This window comes from Lachnoanaerobaculum sp. Marseille-Q4761 (assembly GCF_017565785.1).
In the GTDB taxonomy this organism is placed as follows: Bacteria; Bacillota; Clostridia; order Lachnospirales; family Lachnospiraceae; genus Lachnoanaerobaculum.
On the sequence record NZ_JAGEKB010000002.1, the window covers coordinates 708813 to 726063 of the forward strand.

Here is a 17251-nt window from a genome sequence, read left to right on the forward strand (position 1 = left end):
AATCGGGGCAGCCTTAGCCACCCCATATTTATAATTTTGCAAAAACTATAATACAAAATCTCCGGATTCTATACTTGAAACAAGTGCCGGTATAATTTCTTTTAAATCGCCTACGATACCATAATCACAAATATCAAATATAGGTGCATTTTTATCTGTGTTTATTGCAACTATATACTTTGATTCGCTCATTCCAGCCAAATGCTGTATAGCACCTGATATACCGCAGGCTATATATAAATCAGGTCTGACAGTCGTTCCTGTCTGTCCTACCTGATGAGAGGAGTCAATCCATCCTGCATCAACGCAGGCACGAGATGATCCGACTTCACCACCCAAGGCATTTGCAAGACTTTCTATCAGGGCAAAACCGTCCTTATTTTTTATACCTCTGCCTCCTGATACAATAATCTTTGCATCTATTAAATTTACTCGTTTTTGGTCATGTTCAACTGTTCCGATAAGCCTTGTTCTTATATCCTCTTTACTAAGTTTAGGAAGTATTTTCTCAAAACCTGCATCATTTTTCTCTGCTTTCTTTGCTCTTGACATTACTCCCGGTCTTACTGTAGCCATTTGTGGACGATTTTTCGGGCAAATAATCGTTGCCATAATATTTCCACCGAATGCAGGTCTTGTCATAAGGAGTTTTTTATCCTCAGCATCCACCTCAAGTCCGGTACAATCTGCAGTAAGTCCTGTGCCAAGTCTTGCAGCAAGTCTCGGACCGATATCTCTTCCTATGGAAGTCGCACCTACTAAAAGCACCTCGGGCTTTCTCTTTTTTATCTCTTCTGAGAGTACTTCAACAAATCCCAATGTGGAAAAATCTTTTAAAAGTTCATGTTCTAAGTAATACACCTTATCAACATCATATTCAAGCAGTTCTTTTACCGCTTCCTCTATCTCATATCCGGGAACAATAACAACAAGCTTTTTTCCGAGTTCATTTGCAAGCTTTCTGCCCTCTCCCATCAGTTCCAAAGTGATAGGCAAAATCTTACCGTTTACGGTTTCTGCAAGTACCCAAACATCTTTATACTCATTAAGATTTATGTCTTGATTTACCTTTGCTCTTTCCACTATTTGGCACCTCCGGACTGTATCAATTTATTTTCATATAGCTTTGTCAAAAGAAGTTTTGCCTTTTCCATGGCTGTATTTCCTTCTATAAACTCACTATGTTTTTCTTTTACAGGTACAAAGGAGCGATGCACATTGGTCGGCGAACCTTTGATACCGATTTGAGTTTCATCCACATTCAAATCATCAAAGGTCAAAATCTTAATCAAATCCTCTCCGCTCTCATAAGCCTTAAAGATTCCTCTGACACTTGGATATCTTACAGTATTTAATTCCTTAATGGCGGTAATAAGTGCAGGTAATTCCACCTCAAATTCATAATCCTTTGATTCACAAAATCTCTTAACTCTGATTATATTTTCTTTGAGTTCTATTTCCTTGGCATAGGTTACCTGAGGTATATTAAGGAATTCCGCTATCTCAGGTCCAACCTGTGCGGTATCACCGTCTATAGCCTGTCTGCCGCATATTATCAAATCATAATCACCTATTTTTTCTATAGCCGCCGCCAGAATGGTTGCTGTAGCCCAGGTATCGGAACCTCCGAATTTTCTGTCACTTATAAGATATGCGCTGTCTGCTCCCATAGCCAAAGCCTCAAGTAAGGCTTCCTTTGCCTGCATCGGTCCCATACTTAAAACGACCACCTGTGCATTATTTTCATCCTTCAGCTTTAATGCAGCCTCCAGGGCATTCTTATCATCAGGATTTATTATACTTTCCACTCCATCCCTTATAAGTGTTTTCGTCTCAGGGTTAATCTTGACTTCACTTGTATTTGGCACCTGCTTTATACATACAATGATTTTCATAATCCACCCCCTATTTAAGCACTTCTCTGGCTATAACAACCTTATGAATCTCTGAAGTACCTTCATATATTTCCGTTATTTTTGCATCACGATACATTCTCTCTGACGGATATTCTCTCATATAACCATATCCTCCATGTATCTGCAATGCTTTATCCGTTACTTCCACCGCAGTTTTTGATGCATTAAACTTGGCAATTGCGGCTTCCTTTGTATGAGGCAATCCGCTTACTTTCAAACTTGCAGCCCTATAAGTCATCCATCTTGCACATTCCACCTTGGTAGCCATTTCAGCCAGATACCATTGTAAACCCTGCAACGAAGAAATCGGCCTGCCAAATTGCACTCTTTCCTTTGTATACTTTATGCTTTCATCCAAAGCTCCGGCAGCTATACCCACAGCCTGTGCCGCTATTCCTATTCTTGCACCGTCAAGTGCTGTCATAGCTATCTTAAAGCCCTTTCCGGGTTGTCCTATAAGATTCCCTTTAGGTACTCTGCAATTGTCAAATATAAGTTCAGCGGTTTCAGAGCCGTGCAATCCCATTTTATCTTCAATCTTTCCTATAGAAAATCCGGGTGTTCCACGCTCTACCAATATACAGCTAAGTCCCTTAGTCTTTAGCTCCGGCGAGGTAAGAGCAAATACCAATACATACTTTGCAAGACCTCCTCCGGTTATAAAGCATTTTGTACCGTTTAACACATATTCTTCTTTACTCTCATCATATATTGCAGTAGTTCTCGCACTTCCCGCATCTGAGCCTGCATTCGGTTCGGTAAGTGCAAATGCTCCAAGTTCTCCGCCCGAGCATACATCAGGCAAATACTTTTGTTTTTGTTCTTCCGTACCGAACTTGTCAAGCACAGAGGCAAAGATAGTATGAATCGACAGGGTGGCGGCGGTAGAAGCACAATGTTTTGCTATCTCTTCCACAGCTATTATTTTTTCAATATCGCTGCCTCCGCTTCCTCCATACTTTTCATCAGTACCTATACCGGTCAGTCCCATCTTTGTCATTTCAAGGAATAAATCCTTGGGGAACTTGCCGCTTTTGTCTATTTCTTCTGCTCTTGGCTTTACTCTGTTTTCGCTAAAATCAGCCACAGTTTTTTTCAGCATTTGCTGCGCTTTGGAAAAATTAAAATCCATTTCTTTTCCTCCACTAGATTATGCCTTCTTCTTTTAATTGCTTTAATGTCTCATCATCAAAGCCGTATACTTCTTTATTATGTTGTCCGAGTAAAGGTGCGGGAGCATCTACACTTCCCGGAGTCTCACTCAGCTTAATAGGACAACCCTGTATATACATATCTCCGATAGTAGGATGTTCTACATGTACCATCATTTCTCTTGCTTTAAAATGTGGATGTTCTATAGCTTCCTTCATATCAAGTATCTGTCCGCAAGGTATTCCCACCTCTTCAAACAATCTCTCTACTTCCGCCTTACCTCTTTGCTTTACCCAATCTACCACTATATCATGCAATCCGTCATTGTAATTTTTAATTCTTAAATCATTGGTTGCAAACTTTTCATTTGTAACAAGATCAGGTCTGCCTATTACATCGCAAAACAGCTTAAAGAGCTTGTCTGTTCCTACTCCCAAAGCAATATATCCGTCCTTAGCTTCATATACATTAAACGGTGAAACTGTAGCATCTACATTTCCCTGTCTCTGCGGTATAATTCCCTTTAGAGTGGTATAAATAATAGCATTTTCAAGCAATGTAAAGATAGTATCAGCCATTGCCACATCCACCTGTTGACCTTCACCGCTTATATTTCTTCTGTACAGAGCCATAAGTACACCTACGCACAGATAAATTCCCGTAACATTATCAGCCACTGAAACTCCACATTTTACCGGAGGTGCATCCGGATAACCGGTAAGATTTATCATACCTCCAAGTGCCTGAGCTACAATATCATAACATGGTCTGTTTGAGAAAGGACCATATTGTCCGAAGCCGCTTCCTGAAGCATAAATTATCCTAGGATTTATCTTCTTTAATGTCTCATAGTCAACCTTTAATTTTTTTGTTACTCCGACTCTGAAGTTTTCCACCACCACATCTGCTTCTTTTACAAGATTATAAAATATCTCTCTACCCTTATCCGTCTTTAGATTTAATGTAACACCTTTTTTATTTCTGTTTATAAAAGCGTAGAATCCACTCTCGCCGCTATTATCATCCATTGGTGGCCAATATCTGGACTGATCGCCCGTAAGCGGCTCTATCTTGATAACTTCAGCACCATTGTCCGCGAGAAGTGCGGTACAGAAAGGACCGTTATATGCATGTGTGAGATCAAGAACTTTCAATCCCTCAAGCGCTTTAGTTTTCTTTTTATCTTCCTTTTTTTTGGGAATAATATATTCAAATATACATACTGTAGAAATCGGTGGATCCTCTAAAACATCTATAGAACTTTCAAACTCGGGTTCTTTCGGTATAACGGCAATTTTAAATGAACGAACTTCTATAACCGCTCTGCCGTTTTCTTCTCCGAGAAGTCTTGCCTTAAACTCCATATAGTCTCCGGCAAAACATGGTACGAAAAGTCTGACCTTTCTTACCTTTGCACATCTGCTCTGATTGCCATAAACCTTTGTCATCAATCTATTAGCGGTATCCTCCATCAAAGTGATGGATCTTGCCCCGTTTACTACTCCTCCTCCATAGAAAACATCTCTGTCGGACATTCTATATCTTAATGTAACTTCTGTACTCATACTCCCCCCTATTAAAGCTCAATCTCTCTCCAAGGGTTGATAACCTCACCGCTTGGCTGATTTCCTCGTTGTAATTCTTTCTTTACTACAAGTACAACAGTACCTTCCGTAATCAATTTCGGAGGATCAAAATAATACATATCTCCGGGCTTAGCATCCTTAATACCCATTCTATATGCAGGGGTAGCCACCTTATATGTGCTTATTCTGCATGTCCTTGATGTATTTCCTACCTTTAACATTTCCGCCCTGAAATTAAGCTGATCTCCTGCATATGCATCTTCATACAGCTCAACATCCGTATAGCCAAGACATAAAGATTCATCACCGTCATTTAATATCATAAGCTCTGTTTCAACATCACCTATAAAATCAAACTGCCTTCCAAAAGGTATAACCCCGTCCACATTGTTTGCATCGGCAGTTGTCATATTATAGTTTAATTCCGCTACTTTTCTAACACTCATTTTACACCTCTGTTTTTATAATATTGGGGCCAAAATGTATTTGACCCCAACAACCGTTCTATTATTATTGTGCATCACATTTTAATACTGCATTTAAAAGTACACTGGCACCCTTTGTACATTGATCCACCGGTGTGAACTCCTCTTCACAATGTGAATGACCGTCTTTTGAAGGAACAAATATCATTGTAGTAGGCATCATATAACTTACAAACTGTGCATCATGTCCTGCTCCTGAATTTATTCTCTGATTTGAATATCCGAGCTCATTTACAGCCTCTGTAACATATCCTACCAGCTTCTCATCATAATAAACCGTATCTCTTGACCATGCTCTCTCGTATCCTGTGGTACAGCCTACGATTTCCTTCGGCATATTCTTTATTACTTCCACTACCTGCTCGATAACCTTAGGATCCTCATGTCTTGCATCTATTGAGAACTCTACAAAATCAGGAATAACTGTATGTACATTAGGATGACATACTATTTCGCCTGTAGTGTATACGAGTGCCTTATCAAGCTTATCAAGTTCATCATGCAGATATTGTAAAAGCTTGGCAGCAGCATATAATGCATCTTTTCTATATGGCATAGGTGTGGTTCCCGCATGATCCGACTGACCGAAAGTCTTTATTCTGTAGTTTATCATTCCAAGCACACAGGTAACTATTCCGATATCATTCTTTGCTGCCTCAAGAATCGGTCCCTGTTCGATATGAAGCTCAAACATAGCCATATAATCCTTAGGATTTAATCTGTTAGCTTTATCTCCCTTATATCCTGAAGCTTCAAGTGCCTCTTTAAAGGTCTTTGTTTTATCAAGAACCGATGTGGATGCAAGCATATCCTCATGACGGAATTTCTTTCCGATTTCTTCCGGCAAATACTCATTGCATATAACGCCCGATGACATCATAGCAGGAGGATATAATGAGCCTTCCTCATTTGTCCAAATCATTGCCACAAGATTATGCTTATGAGGTATCTTTTGGTCGGCAACGGTTTCCAAAACCTCCATTGCGCCCATTACACCCAAGATACCGTCATAGTTTCCGCCATTTCTTACAGAATCTGAATGTGAAGCCATTACAATCGCCGGTAATGTAGGATCACTACCCTCAAGTGTTGCGTACATATTTGCCATATCATCAGTCTTTACTTTTGCACCTATAGCTTCCATTCTCTTTTTAAATTCCGCTCTTGCCATAAGATTTTCTTTTGAGAGAGAATATCTGGTAATACCGCCATGTCCCGCATCACCGAATCCGCTCATAGTTTTAATCTTATCCGCCATTCTTTCTTCGCTACACTTATACATATAACCCCCTATTAAAACAAGATATTGTTTGTAAATTCATACTGTCACTACATATAAGCTTCTAAAGTAGTGACAGTGGAATAAAATTTTTATTAAATACTTCAGCTTCTTGGTACTCTCTTAACGAATCTACCCATTCCCGGTTTTCCTACAAAATCTCCATTGTCATAGACAAGTTGTCCTCTAAGGAATGTCTTTACAGGATATCCATGAAGCTTCTTTCCTTCCCATATTGTATGGTCATAGTCTGAATGCATATTATTTACACTTATGGTAAAATCCTTATCCCTGTCATAAATAACTATGTCCGCATCATTTCCCACTCTTACAGCACCCTTTTTATCACAGCCGAATATTCTTGCCGGATTTGTTGAGCAAAGTGCTACAGCCTGTGAAAATGTTATCTTTCCCGAATTTGCCGCATCCAACATATATGGATATAAATTTTCCAATCCTGCGCATCCGTTCGGGATCTTTGTAAAATCGTCTATTCCCCAATCCTTTTCATAGCTTTGGAAAGGACAATGGTCTGTAGCCACTACATCCACCTGGTCTTTCTTTATTGCTTCCCAAAGAGCCTGCCTGCTCTCCTCACCCTTTATAGGAGGTGAACATACAAAGTTTCTTCCGTCCTCTCTCTTATAAACATCACATGTAAATTCCAAATATTGAGGACAGGTTTCAATATAAATAGGTACTCCCTCTTTCTTTCCTTCTATACATGCCTCAAGCCCTTCTTTATCAGCCATATGAACAATGTAGAGGGGTGCATCCAAATGCTTGCACCAGTGTAGAGCTCTTTTGTCCGCCTCAGCCTCTACAAACTCCTGACGGGCAAGATAGTGATACCATGGGCTCGTCTTTCCTTCTTTTTCGAACTTTGCTTCAAAATAATCGATCATATCGGAGTTTTCAGCATGAACATTTACCAATGCTCCAAGTTCCTTTGCTCTAAGCAGTAAGGTCGCAAACATTCCGTCATCTACCATCATTCCGGCTTTTTTATATACCATGAAACATTTGTAAGAGGTAATACCTTCTTTAACCGCCTCTTCCATCTCTTCAAGTATTTGACCGTCATTAAAGTCTGTAATGATACAGTGTGATGCCCAATCCACACATGCTTCTTTTTCCAGGATGGCTTTTTTGGAGTTTATCAAATCCATAATAGTGCCACCTTTTCTCTGAACAGGGTAATCAAAGATTGTGGTAACACCTCCACAGGCTGCCGCTTTGGTTCCTGACAGATAACTGTCAGCCGAAATAGTTCCGCCAAACGGCATAGCCAGATGTGTATGTACATCCAAAGCACCCGGAAGCACCAGCTTGCCTGTAGCATCAACTACTTCCTTTGCCTCTTTATCCGTATTCACAGCCATCTCTACAATCTTGCCGTCTTTTATACCTACATCACATAAAAAACTATCAATAGCCGTAACTACCATACCACCCTTAATAATTAAATCCAACATAAATATTCCCCCCGAATATATTATAGATAACTATTACTTTCCTTTAAGTTAACAGTATGATTGTCATTCTTATCCTTATATACAAGTTTACCCGGAGTTATACAATGCATTACCGGACAAACATTTAAGCATAGATGACATCCAACACATTTTTCTTCATTTATTGTCGGAACTCTGGTTTCATAATCATATTCAATAGCCTGATGTGCAGCATCAAAACATGATACATAGCATCTTCCGCATTTAACACATTTTTCTTTGTCAATTCGGACCAAAATCTTATATGATCTGTCAAGGTCATCCGCACCGACAATATTTCCTACGGCACTTCCCACTATATCCTGAAGCTTATTTATTCCATAATCATTCATATAATGTGATATACCGCTTATCATATCTTCAACAATTCTATATCCATACTGCATTACCGCTGTTGTTACCTGAAGATTTGATGCACCAAGCATCAAAAACTCAAGGCAATCTCTCCAGGTCTCTATACCGCCCATACCGGTTATAGGCACCTTGCTTACAACAGGATCATGCATCAAATCCGATATAAATCTAAGTGCTATAGGCTTTACAGCTGCACCGGAGTAACCCGATATTGCGGACTTTCCGTTTACAACCGGCATACCTGTTCTTAAATTTATATCAAGGTTTGTAATAGATTTCACAGTATTGATAGCGGCTATTCCCTTTGCACCGCCCTCAAGTGCAGCTCTGGCAGGTATCTCCATATTGCCAAGATTCGGTGTCATCTTCGCAATTATCGGTAATTTGGTACTTGAAGAAGCCACCTCACAATAATGCTTTACCAAGTCCGGATTTTGTCCTACATCTGAACCCATAGTGGATGATGTCATCTGTGGACATGAGAAATTACATTCAATCATATCCGCTCCGGCTTTCTCAGATTCCTTAGCCAGTATTGCCCATTCATCATCACTTGCACCCATGATACTTGAAACTATCACTTTATTCGGAAAATCCTTCTTTAATTGCTTTATAAATCCGAAGTTTACTTCATTCGGCTTATCCGAAGTCATCTCCATATTTTTAAATCCGGTCCATGGAGTTCCCTCTTTTGATGCTATATCAAATCTTGGAGAACATTCATTTGGTATAAAAACACTGATTGTTTTATAGAAAATACCACCCCAACCGGCTCTTAGTGCCTTTGCACACATTTCATAATTACTGCCTACAGGTGAAGAAGATAGAAAAAAAGGATTCTCACAATCAACACCTAAAAAATTTATTGATAAATCTTTTTTTAAAGCCATATTAATCTCCTCACCTTATATAATCCAATATTTGGTAAGCTGCTTCTTTTCCTTCATGAACAGACTCTACCACTGTTATACCTACACCATGTAATGCATCTCCGCCTGAAAATACTCCGTCTCCGGCTACAAAATCTTTATACTCTTCAACCTGTTCCTGACCTATGGCAAAGATTACCATATCAGCCTTCAATGTCATCTCATTGTCATCCTTCATTCCCTTTGCAACAAGTCCTGTCACTCTGCCATTTTCTCCACAGATTTTTTCAGGTGCAAAGCCTGTGTAAATAGGTATACCCATTTCTCTTACAAATGAAATTTCATCAATATTTGCAGGCGCTTCTTCTATACTTCTTCGATAACAAATACATGCTTTCTCTGAACCTAATTGTCTTGCTGTTGTAGCACAATCCATTGCCACATCACCGCCACCTATTACAACTACTCTCTCAGGTAATTCCTTTATTTCACCTGTTCTTGCCTTGAACAAGAAATCAATGGCGGATTCAACCCCCTTAAGTTCGCTACCCTCTATATTTACTTTTTTTGAGTCCCAAAGTCCGACTCCGACAAATACGGCATCATAATCATTCTTAAGCTTTGCTATATCTTCAAACTTGATCTCTTTGCCGAATTCAAATTTTACTCCAAGCTCTTTTATAAGCTCTATATCAAAATCCACTACCCTGTCCGGAAGTCTTGTAGGAGTGATACCGTATCTAAGTACTCCACCTGCTTTAGCCTGTTTTTCAAAAATTGTTGTATCCACTCCTGCAATCGCAAGTTCTCTTGCACATGCCAGTGATGCGGGACCTGCGCCTATAAGTGCCACTTTTTTTCCTATCTTCTTGCCCGCACCGACAAATTTTGCAGACACAGCCTGTTCTTCTTCAACAAGATATCTTTGTATTTTACCTATCTGTATAGGCTTATCTATTCCACATCTGCTACATTCTTCTTCACACATTCTGTCATAAGGACATACCCAGGCACATGAACCGCCCAATGGATTATTTTCTCTTATTGTCTCTGCCGCACCCTTTATATTTTTAAATCTAAGTGAGCGAATGAACTTAGCAGGATCTGTCCCGGCAGGACAGCCCTTTGAACAAGGTGCATCTTCACATAGAAGACATCTGGACGCTTCCTCCATGGCAAGTCTGTAATTAAAGCCTGTTGACTTTTCCATGCCATATGCCAATTTTAAAATTTTGCTCATATTAAAACCCCTTACTTTTGATTCTTAATCCTCTAAAAATTTAGCAATGACCCAGTCTTTTTTATCGGTTTTCTTGAAAAACTTTGCTAAAATAAATCTTCCTAAATAATCTGATGTGAGCCCAACGATATTTCCTAAGATAAAGCAAATAACAAGCATTTTCCAATTGCCACCTGATGCAAATGCACTAAAGCCACCCATAAATGTACATGTTGCAAATCTGGTCAAATCACAGTGTGTAATGTAGATAATAACTCCACTGAATATTCCGGTTATAAGTCCGTTAAACCATAGACTTCCGTTTACATTCACACATAACCAAATGATAGTACATCCGATCAATATTCCTGCCATATTGCTGCATATCGATCTGATAAAACCGTTCTTACCGCATCCTGCCGTATAATAGGATGTACATCCTGCAAATCCTACCCAGGTTGCTATCAAGGGACCTGCAAACATAGCTGATATGTATGTCCATAGTCCGCATACAATTATGTTGGATATGGTATTTGATATAATAAAGCCTGCCATACTGTCCTCCTTTCCTCGATATTTTATTTTTAATGTTAAATAATTAACTATAATTGACGCTAAATCTCTTTTACTAGCTATTATCTTAAAATATACAGCTATTGTATATTCAACTTAAAAATTTATGAATTCATTATATATTTTATCTTTATTTCATTTTAATCTCCTATAAATTTATTGATTAATATCTTTTTTTACATATAATTAATTTATGCTTCTACATCAAAACTTATATTTTTGTATATATTGCTGATTATTGAAAGTAATCTTACACAATTTGAACCCTCTGTTTTTGTTAGATATATCCATCTCTATTTTTTTGAACAGTATTTGAGCATAATAAAAAAGCCTCCACCTGGTGGAGACTTTTTATTCAAAAAAATTGATTGATTTAATTTCTTGGTTTTACAGGTACTATTATTTTTACTATATGAGACCTTGTATTTGGTAAATCCACAGGGGAAAGCATAAATCTTTCGGTTACAGGTCCGTCTACTTTCAGATCATTATCTTCTATCCATCTCTTTAATGAAATATAGGTATGCACTATATCACTGTATTCTCCTACATGTATAGCATTTGCCGCAAGGAAATTCCCAAATTTTTTTACTTCAATATCTTTTATATCATTTTCCACTACAATGGAAAATTCCACTTCACAATCCCTGTGAATAAACTGTCCGAACATTTCAGTATGATAAGATACCAGTATATCACCTTGAATATTCAAATTTCTTTCTTTAGCCGACTCTATAATATCAATCCACTTTTCCAGACTCACATTCTCATTTTTATAGGATTGCATCATAGTGGTCTTTCCAAAAACATATACTTCCCTTTGTTTTTCCAACTTAAAGGAGTTAAGCACATTGTAACTTTCACTGTTTTCCAGTATTTTCTCAGCTTTAAGGATTTTATCTTTTAATGTGGAAGCTTCTTCATATTTTTTATTTAACTCCGTAATCTCGTTTTTTATGGAGTCTATCTTTTTTTCCACAATATGTTCTATTTTTTGAATATCATTCTCTTTTAATATATTCCTTACTTCTTCCAATGAAAACCCAAGATATCTGAGCCGCTTTATTATAAACAATCTGACCATCTGGTCATGGCTGTAATACCTGTAATTATTGTTTTCCTGCCTATGCCTTGGAACCATTACATTTATTTTATCATAATATCTTAAAGTCTTTATCGGTATATTACATATTTCAGATACCCTTCCAATAGAATAATATTTCTCTTTCAAGCCTCTCCTCCCAAATAAAACAAAGATGTCAAGAGTGCCAAAATAAATTTATTCTTATGGCACTTATCAGTTTTGCCTTATAATATCCGGCAAAATATTATTTTAATATTTATTTCTCATCCAAATCATTATATGTCGCTCTGAGCTCATCACATGATTTTGCAAACTTAGCCTTTTCCTCATCGGTCAGAGAAAACTCCAAAATTCTTTGTATTCCGGCACTGTTTATTACACATGGAACACCGACAAAAACATCATTCTGTCCATATTCTCCACGCAAATTCGCAGATACTGTAAGTACCGAGTTTTCATCACCAAGTATTGCCTTTGTGATTCTTGTAAGACTCATTCCTATACCGTAATATGTCGCTCTCTTAGCTTCAATTATCTTATATGCAGCCGTTCTTACATCCTCTTCTATACGGTCAAGTTCTTCTATATTTAATTTGCCCTTTGATTCCGCAATCAGGTCCTTAATAGGCTTTGTTGCAAGCATTGCATTTGACCATGGCACAAACTCCGAATCACCATGTTCACCTATAACATAGGCATGCACACTTCTTGGATCTGCCTGTATATATGATCCAAGCAGATATCTGAGTCTTGCAGAGTCAAGTGCCGTACCTGAACCGATTACTCTTCTCGGATTAAACCCTGAAAGCTTATATGTAATCTCAGTCATTATATCTACAGGATTTGTGGCCACAAGGAATATTCCGTTAAATCCGCTCTCTGTAATAGGATCTATAATGGATTTGAACACTTCCATATTTCTCTTTAAGAGATCTCTTCTGCTCTCTCCCGGTGCCTGAGCTACGCCTGCACATATTACAACAATATCCGCATTTGTACAGTCACTGTAATCTCCTGCCCAAATCCTCATATGTGAGCCTGAAAAAGCCAAACCATGGTTTAAGTCCATAGCCTCACCTTCGGCTCTAAGTTTATTTACATCTATAAGAACAAGCTCGTCCACAACATTTTGGTTTAACATGGCATATGCATAGCTCATGCCGACCATACCGCATCCCACAAGAACAACTTTTCTCTTATCACTTTTCATATATTGCTCCTTTCGCAATCCTCTGTCTGACTATCTCATAAGCCAATACACCACAGGCAACAGATGCATTGAGTGAATCAATATCACCGTTCATAGGTATAGAAGCTATGAAATCGCAATTTTTCTTAACACTTTCACTTACTCCGTCTCCCTCATTACCTATTACAAGTCCGATACTTCCCGTCAAATCAATATTATACATCTTTTCGCCGCCCATGTCTGCACAAACAAACCACATTCCTGCATCTTTCAGCTCCTGCATGGTTTTGTTTATATTGGTGACTTTGGCAACCGGAGTATAATTTATAGCGCCTGCGGAAGCTCTTGCGACCGCTGCGGTAAGTCCCACCGCCCTGTGTTTTGGTATTATAACTCCATGAGCACCGCTTAAATTTGCAGTTCTTATGATGGCTCCAAGATTATGGGGATCCTCTATACCGTCCAGTATAAATACAAATGGAGGCTCATTTTTTTGCCTTGCCTTTTCCAAAATATCTTCTACACTTGCATATTCATAAGCCGCAACAATTGCAATAACTCCCTGATGCTTTCCGGTTTCACTCATTGTGTCCAGCCTGTCCTTGCTTACAAAGTTTACATATGTACCATGCTTTTTTGCTTCTCTGAGTATTGTAGAAATAGTATAATCCTTCAAACCGTCCTGTAAATACAATTTATCAACAGTCTTACCGCCTCTAAAAGCTTCTATAACTACATTTCTGCCTTCGATGGCATTTTCATTCATATATTTTTACTCCAATATCATTATTTTCCAAAAATCTTTCAAGACCTTTTCTTACAATCCAAAGTGCTCTTTCAAACTGATTATTCAAATATAAATAACCTATAAGACTTTCAAATCCTGTAGCATGTTTATAATCCGACATACTTGCATTCTTTGCCATGGTATGAGGTGATGAATTCCTGCCTCTTTTAAAGATAATAAACTCCTCCTCACTCAGTTCCGAAGTAATAAGCTTTATTATCTGTGCCTGTGCGCCCGCCTTTACAAGAGAAGTTGCATCCTTATTCAGCTTATTGACAGGTCTGTTTCCTCCGGATACCAGAATGCTTCTTATTATAAGTTCATATACCGCATCACCTATATATGCAAGTACCAGTGGTGAGAACTCTTTTGCATCTCTTCTTTCTATATTAAAGGGCTTTAGAAGAAAATCTAAGATCTCTTCCATTTTACTCCCTCTCTGGTATCTTCAAGTACTATACCCATCTCAAGAAGTTCATTTCTTATCTTATCTGCAAGTGCAAAGTCCTTATTCTTTCTTGCCGAAGTTCTCTGCTCTATTAAATCCTCGATTTCACTGTCAAGAATCTCTACTTTTCTTTCTGTAATAATTCCCAATGTATCACAAAGAGGCAATATAATATTTAAAAGCCCGTTGGCATATTCAACTGTACTCTTCTCATTTAACGAAGTATTTGAAAGCTTTATAAGTTCAAAAATAGCAGTAATGGCATCGGCTGTATTAAAATCATCATCCATTGCAATCACAAATTTATCTTTCAAAACTTTTGCTATTTCAAGATTTGAAAGCTCTGCATCGGTAATAGCATCTGCATTATTTCTTTTTTGGACATCCTTGATATTTTCCACTCCTGTAAGTATTCTTTCAAGACTGTTCTTTGAAGCCTCCATAAGCTCTGCCGAGAAATTCAGAGGACTTCTGTAATGTGCCGACAACATAAAAAATCTAAGCACCTGTAAATCATACTTTTCGCTGATATCTCTCACTGTAAAGAAATTTCCCAGAGATTTACTCATCTTTTTATTATCAATATTTAAAAAGGCATTGTGCATCCAGTAATTGGCAAAGCTTTTACCGCTTGCAGACTCTGATTGCGCTATCTCATTTTCATGATGTGGGAATATAAGATCCTCACCTCCACCATGTATATCTATCTGATCCCCAAGATATTTCTTGCTCATTACAGAACATTCTATATGCCAGCCCGGTCTTCCCTTTGACCATGGTGAATCCCAATAAGGTTCACCGTCTTTTTTCGGTTTCCAAAGTACGAAGTCATTACTGTCTTCCTTATCCTCTTCACCCTTTACCTTTATTTCTCTAAAGCCTGATTGAAGTTCATCTATATTCTTATGAGAGAGCTTGCCATAATCTTCAAAACTCTTTACTCTAAAATATACCGTACCGTCCTTAGCAACATAGGCATGCCCTTTTTCTATAAGACTGCCTATCATCTCCTCCATACCGTCTATCTCTTCTGTTGCCAAAGGGTTCTTTGTGGCAGGAAGCACATTCATGGCTTCCATATCTTTTTTACACTCATCTATATATCTTGTAGAAATTACTGAAGCCTCTACTCCCTCTTCTATAGCCTTATTGATTATCTTATCATCCACATCGGTAAAATTTGAAACATAGTTTACATCATAGCCCCTATACTCAAAATATCTTCTGACTGTATCAAAAAAAATCATCGGTCTGGCATTTCCGATGTGTATCAAATTATAAACTGTAGGTCCGCAGACATACATTTTTACTTTCCCCTCTTCAATAGGTACAAATTCTTCTTTTCTTCTGGAAAGTGTATTAAAAATCTTCATAATTTACCTTTTATCCTTTACCCCGACATCCGTCACATGCTGTACAGTCCTTCATATCCCTCGATACATAAAATGCATCTCTTACAGAGTTTAAAAGACAAACACTATGTGCCGATATACCGCTTTCATTTCCTGTAAAGCCAAGCCCTTCTTCAGTTGTTGCCTTTATATTTAATTGATTTAATGATATTTTTAGTGTACTGCATATAACTTCCTTCATCTTCTCAATATATGGTGCAAGCTTCGGCTTTTGAGCAATAATAGTTGCATCTATATTTTCTATTATATATGCATTCTCGTCAAGTATATTAGCAACTTTTTTCAAAAGCACTACACTGCTTACATCCTTATATTCCTGCGCACTGTCAGGAAAGTGCTTTCCTATATCTCCAAGACCTGCAGCGCCGAGAAGGCTGTCCATTACAGCATGTAAAAGTACATCCGCATCGGAATGACCGAGCAATCCCAAACTATGCTCTATCAAAACACCTCCGATTATCAACTTCCTTCCTTCCACAAGTCTATGCACATCATATCCATGTCCTATTCTCATGATTACCTCTCATAAAGGGGCAGAGCTGTATGCCCGCTATATTTTTTTGCGGCTTTTATCATATTATAATATTTTCTTTCTGCTCCTCTTATACTAAAAAACAGGCAAGTCTAAGACCTGCCTGTATGTTAAACAACTACCGGACAAGCCGGTTCAATATTTCACATATTTATGAGAATCTCATAAATATCTTTAAGCTATTTTTACAATTCCATCCATATGGTTATCTAAAAAAGCTTCCAATGCTTCATTTTCGCCATAGTATCTTACCATCAAAACATGTCTAAGATCCATGCTCAGTACTCCTATAATAGATTTTGCGTCGATTATTATACTATTATCACATAAATCCACATCAAAATCACATTCCGTAGTAACTTTTACAAAGTTCTTCGCATCTTCGACGGACTGAAGGCGGATTTTTCTCTCTTTCATATCTATACCTCATTTAATAACCTTGTATCTTGGACAATCCAAAATACGATATCCTATTAAATCACTTGTATAGGTATTTGTCAAGTAAGATATGTTAAATTCAAAAAATTATTTTTCACCGAGACCTGATTCAATAGCCTCCACCAGAGTCTTCATTGCCTCTTCTTCATCCTCACCGTCAACTACCAAAGTTACCTCCGTACCTGACTTGATACCTGCCGCCATAACATTAAGTACGCTCTTTGCAACTATTTTCTTCTCACCATACTCTATTATTATATCCGACTTGAATTTCATTGCAGTTTGTGACAAAACTCCTGCCGGACGCAAGTGTAAACCTGAAGGATTTTTAATAGTAATTTTTCTACTTAACATAAGAATCTTCCTTTCATATTTCAAGATCTTTTTGATCCTTGACATAACAATACTGTTTTA

Annotated in this window: 18 protein-coding genes; all 18 read right to left on the reverse strand. The window is 38.0% G+C overall.

What is annotated here, in order from left to right; genetic code table 11:
• Positions 1–45 precede the first annotated feature (45 nt).
• Entirely contained in the window at positions 46–1083 is a 1038-nt protein-coding gene (locus J4O15_RS10640; RefSeq protein ID WP_208100730.1) for an electron transfer flavoprotein subunit alpha/FixB family protein, read from the reverse strand.
• Positions 1083–1895: an electron transfer flavoprotein subunit beta/FixA family protein gene (locus J4O15_RS10645; RefSeq protein WP_208100731.1), complete on the reverse strand. Its 813-nt coding sequence runs from the start codon at positions 1893–1895 to the stop codon at positions 1083–1085. The genes J4O15_RS10640 and J4O15_RS10645 overlap by 1 nt, the downstream gene beginning before the upstream one ends.
• Positions 1896–1905: 10 nt before the next feature.
• A complete protein-coding gene (gene acrC, locus J4O15_RS10650) occupies positions 1906–3048 on the reverse strand; it encodes an acryloyl-CoA reductase (protein ID WP_208100732.1) in 1143 nt (380 codons plus the stop codon).
• A gap of 13 nt (positions 3049–3061) precedes the next feature.
• A complete protein-coding gene (locus J4O15_RS10655; protein ID WP_208100733.1) occupies positions 3062–4633 on the reverse strand; it encodes a CoA transferase in 1572 nt (523 codons plus the stop codon).
• Positions 4634–4644: 11 nt separating this feature from the next.
• Positions 4645–5100, reverse strand: a complete 456-nt coding sequence (locus J4O15_RS10660) for a beta-alanyl-CoA:ammonia lyase (RefSeq protein ID WP_208100734.1) — start codon at positions 5098–5100, stop codon at positions 4645–4647.
• 64 nt (positions 5101–5164) lie between these two features.
• Positions 5165–6421 (reverse strand): Zn-dependent hydrolase, encoded by a 1257-nt coding sequence (locus tag J4O15_RS10665; protein WP_208100735.1) that lies wholly within the window; start codon positions 6419–6421, stop codon positions 5165–5167.
• A 101-nt stretch (positions 6422–6522) separates the two neighbouring features.
• Positions 6523–7893 carry a dihydropyrimidinase gene (gene hydA / locus J4O15_RS10670; RefSeq protein ID WP_208100736.1) on the reverse strand — a complete coding sequence of 457 codons (1371 nt, stop codon included), beginning with the start codon at positions 7891–7893 and terminating at the stop codon, positions 6523–6525.
• Positions 7894–7913: 20 nt separating this feature from the next.
• Complete coding sequence (gene preA / locus J4O15_RS10675; protein WP_208100737.1) at positions 7914–9176, reverse strand: NAD-dependent dihydropyrimidine dehydrogenase subunit PreA; 1263 nt, start codon at positions 9174–9176, stop codon at positions 7914–7916.
• A 10-nt stretch (positions 9177–9186) separates the two neighbouring features.
• Positions 9187–10395: an FAD-dependent oxidoreductase gene (locus J4O15_RS10680; RefSeq protein ID WP_208100738.1), complete on the reverse strand. Its 1209-nt coding sequence runs from the start codon at positions 10393–10395 to the stop codon at positions 9187–9189.
• Positions 10396–10419: 24 nt separating this feature from the next.
• The gene (locus tag J4O15_RS10685) at positions 10420–10929 is read right to left on the reverse strand and encodes a DUF1097 domain-containing protein (RefSeq protein ID WP_040457665.1); all 510 of its coding nucleotides are present in this window, start codon (positions 10927–10929) and stop codon (positions 10420–10422) included.
• Between the two features lie 391 nt (positions 10930–11320).
• Positions 11321–12178 carry a MerR family transcriptional regulator gene (locus tag J4O15_RS10690; protein ID WP_009220207.1) on the reverse strand — a complete coding sequence of 286 codons (858 nt, stop codon included), beginning with the start codon at positions 12176–12178 and terminating at the stop codon, positions 11321–11323.
• A gap of 109 nt (positions 12179–12287) precedes the next feature.
• On the reverse strand, positions 12288–13241 hold the full coding sequence (locus tag J4O15_RS10695; protein WP_208100739.1) for an L-lactate dehydrogenase: 954 nt from the start codon (positions 13239–13241) through the stop codon (positions 12288–12290).
• The gene (gene rlmB, locus J4O15_RS10700) at positions 13231–13986 is read right to left on the reverse strand and encodes a 23S rRNA (guanosine(2251)-2'-O)-methyltransferase RlmB (protein WP_208100740.1); all 756 of its coding nucleotides are present in this window, start codon (positions 13984–13986) and stop codon (positions 13231–13233) included. Before rlmB ends, J4O15_RS10695 begins: the two co-directional genes overlap by 11 nt.
• Positions 13979–14434, reverse strand: coding sequence for a Mini-ribonuclease 3 (locus J4O15_RS10705; protein ID WP_208100741.1), 456 nt, complete (start codon positions 14432–14434; stop codon positions 13979–13981). The genes rlmB and J4O15_RS10705 overlap by 8 nt, the downstream gene beginning before the upstream one ends.
• Positions 14419–15828, reverse strand: a complete 1410-nt coding sequence (gene cysS / locus J4O15_RS10710; protein ID WP_208100742.1) for a cysteine--tRNA ligase — start codon at positions 15826–15828, stop codon at positions 14419–14421. Before cysS ends, J4O15_RS10705 begins: the two co-directional genes overlap by 16 nt.
• Positions 15829–15838: 10 nt before the next feature.
• The gene (gene ispF, locus J4O15_RS10715; RefSeq protein ID WP_208100743.1) at positions 15839–16381 is read right to left on the reverse strand and encodes a 2-C-methyl-D-erythritol 2,4-cyclodiphosphate synthase; all 543 of its coding nucleotides are present in this window, start codon (positions 16379–16381) and stop codon (positions 15839–15841) included.
• Positions 16382–16573: 192 nt separating this feature from the next.
• Complete coding sequence (locus J4O15_RS10720; RefSeq protein ID WP_208100744.1) at positions 16574–16816, reverse strand: HPr family phosphocarrier protein; 243 nt, start codon at positions 16814–16816, stop codon at positions 16574–16576.
• A gap of 108 nt (positions 16817–16924) precedes the next feature.
• Entirely contained in the window at positions 16925–17191 is a 267-nt protein-coding gene (locus tag J4O15_RS10725) for an HPr family phosphocarrier protein (RefSeq protein ID WP_009220200.1), read from the reverse strand.
• Between the last annotated feature and the right edge of the window lie 60 nt (positions 17192–17251).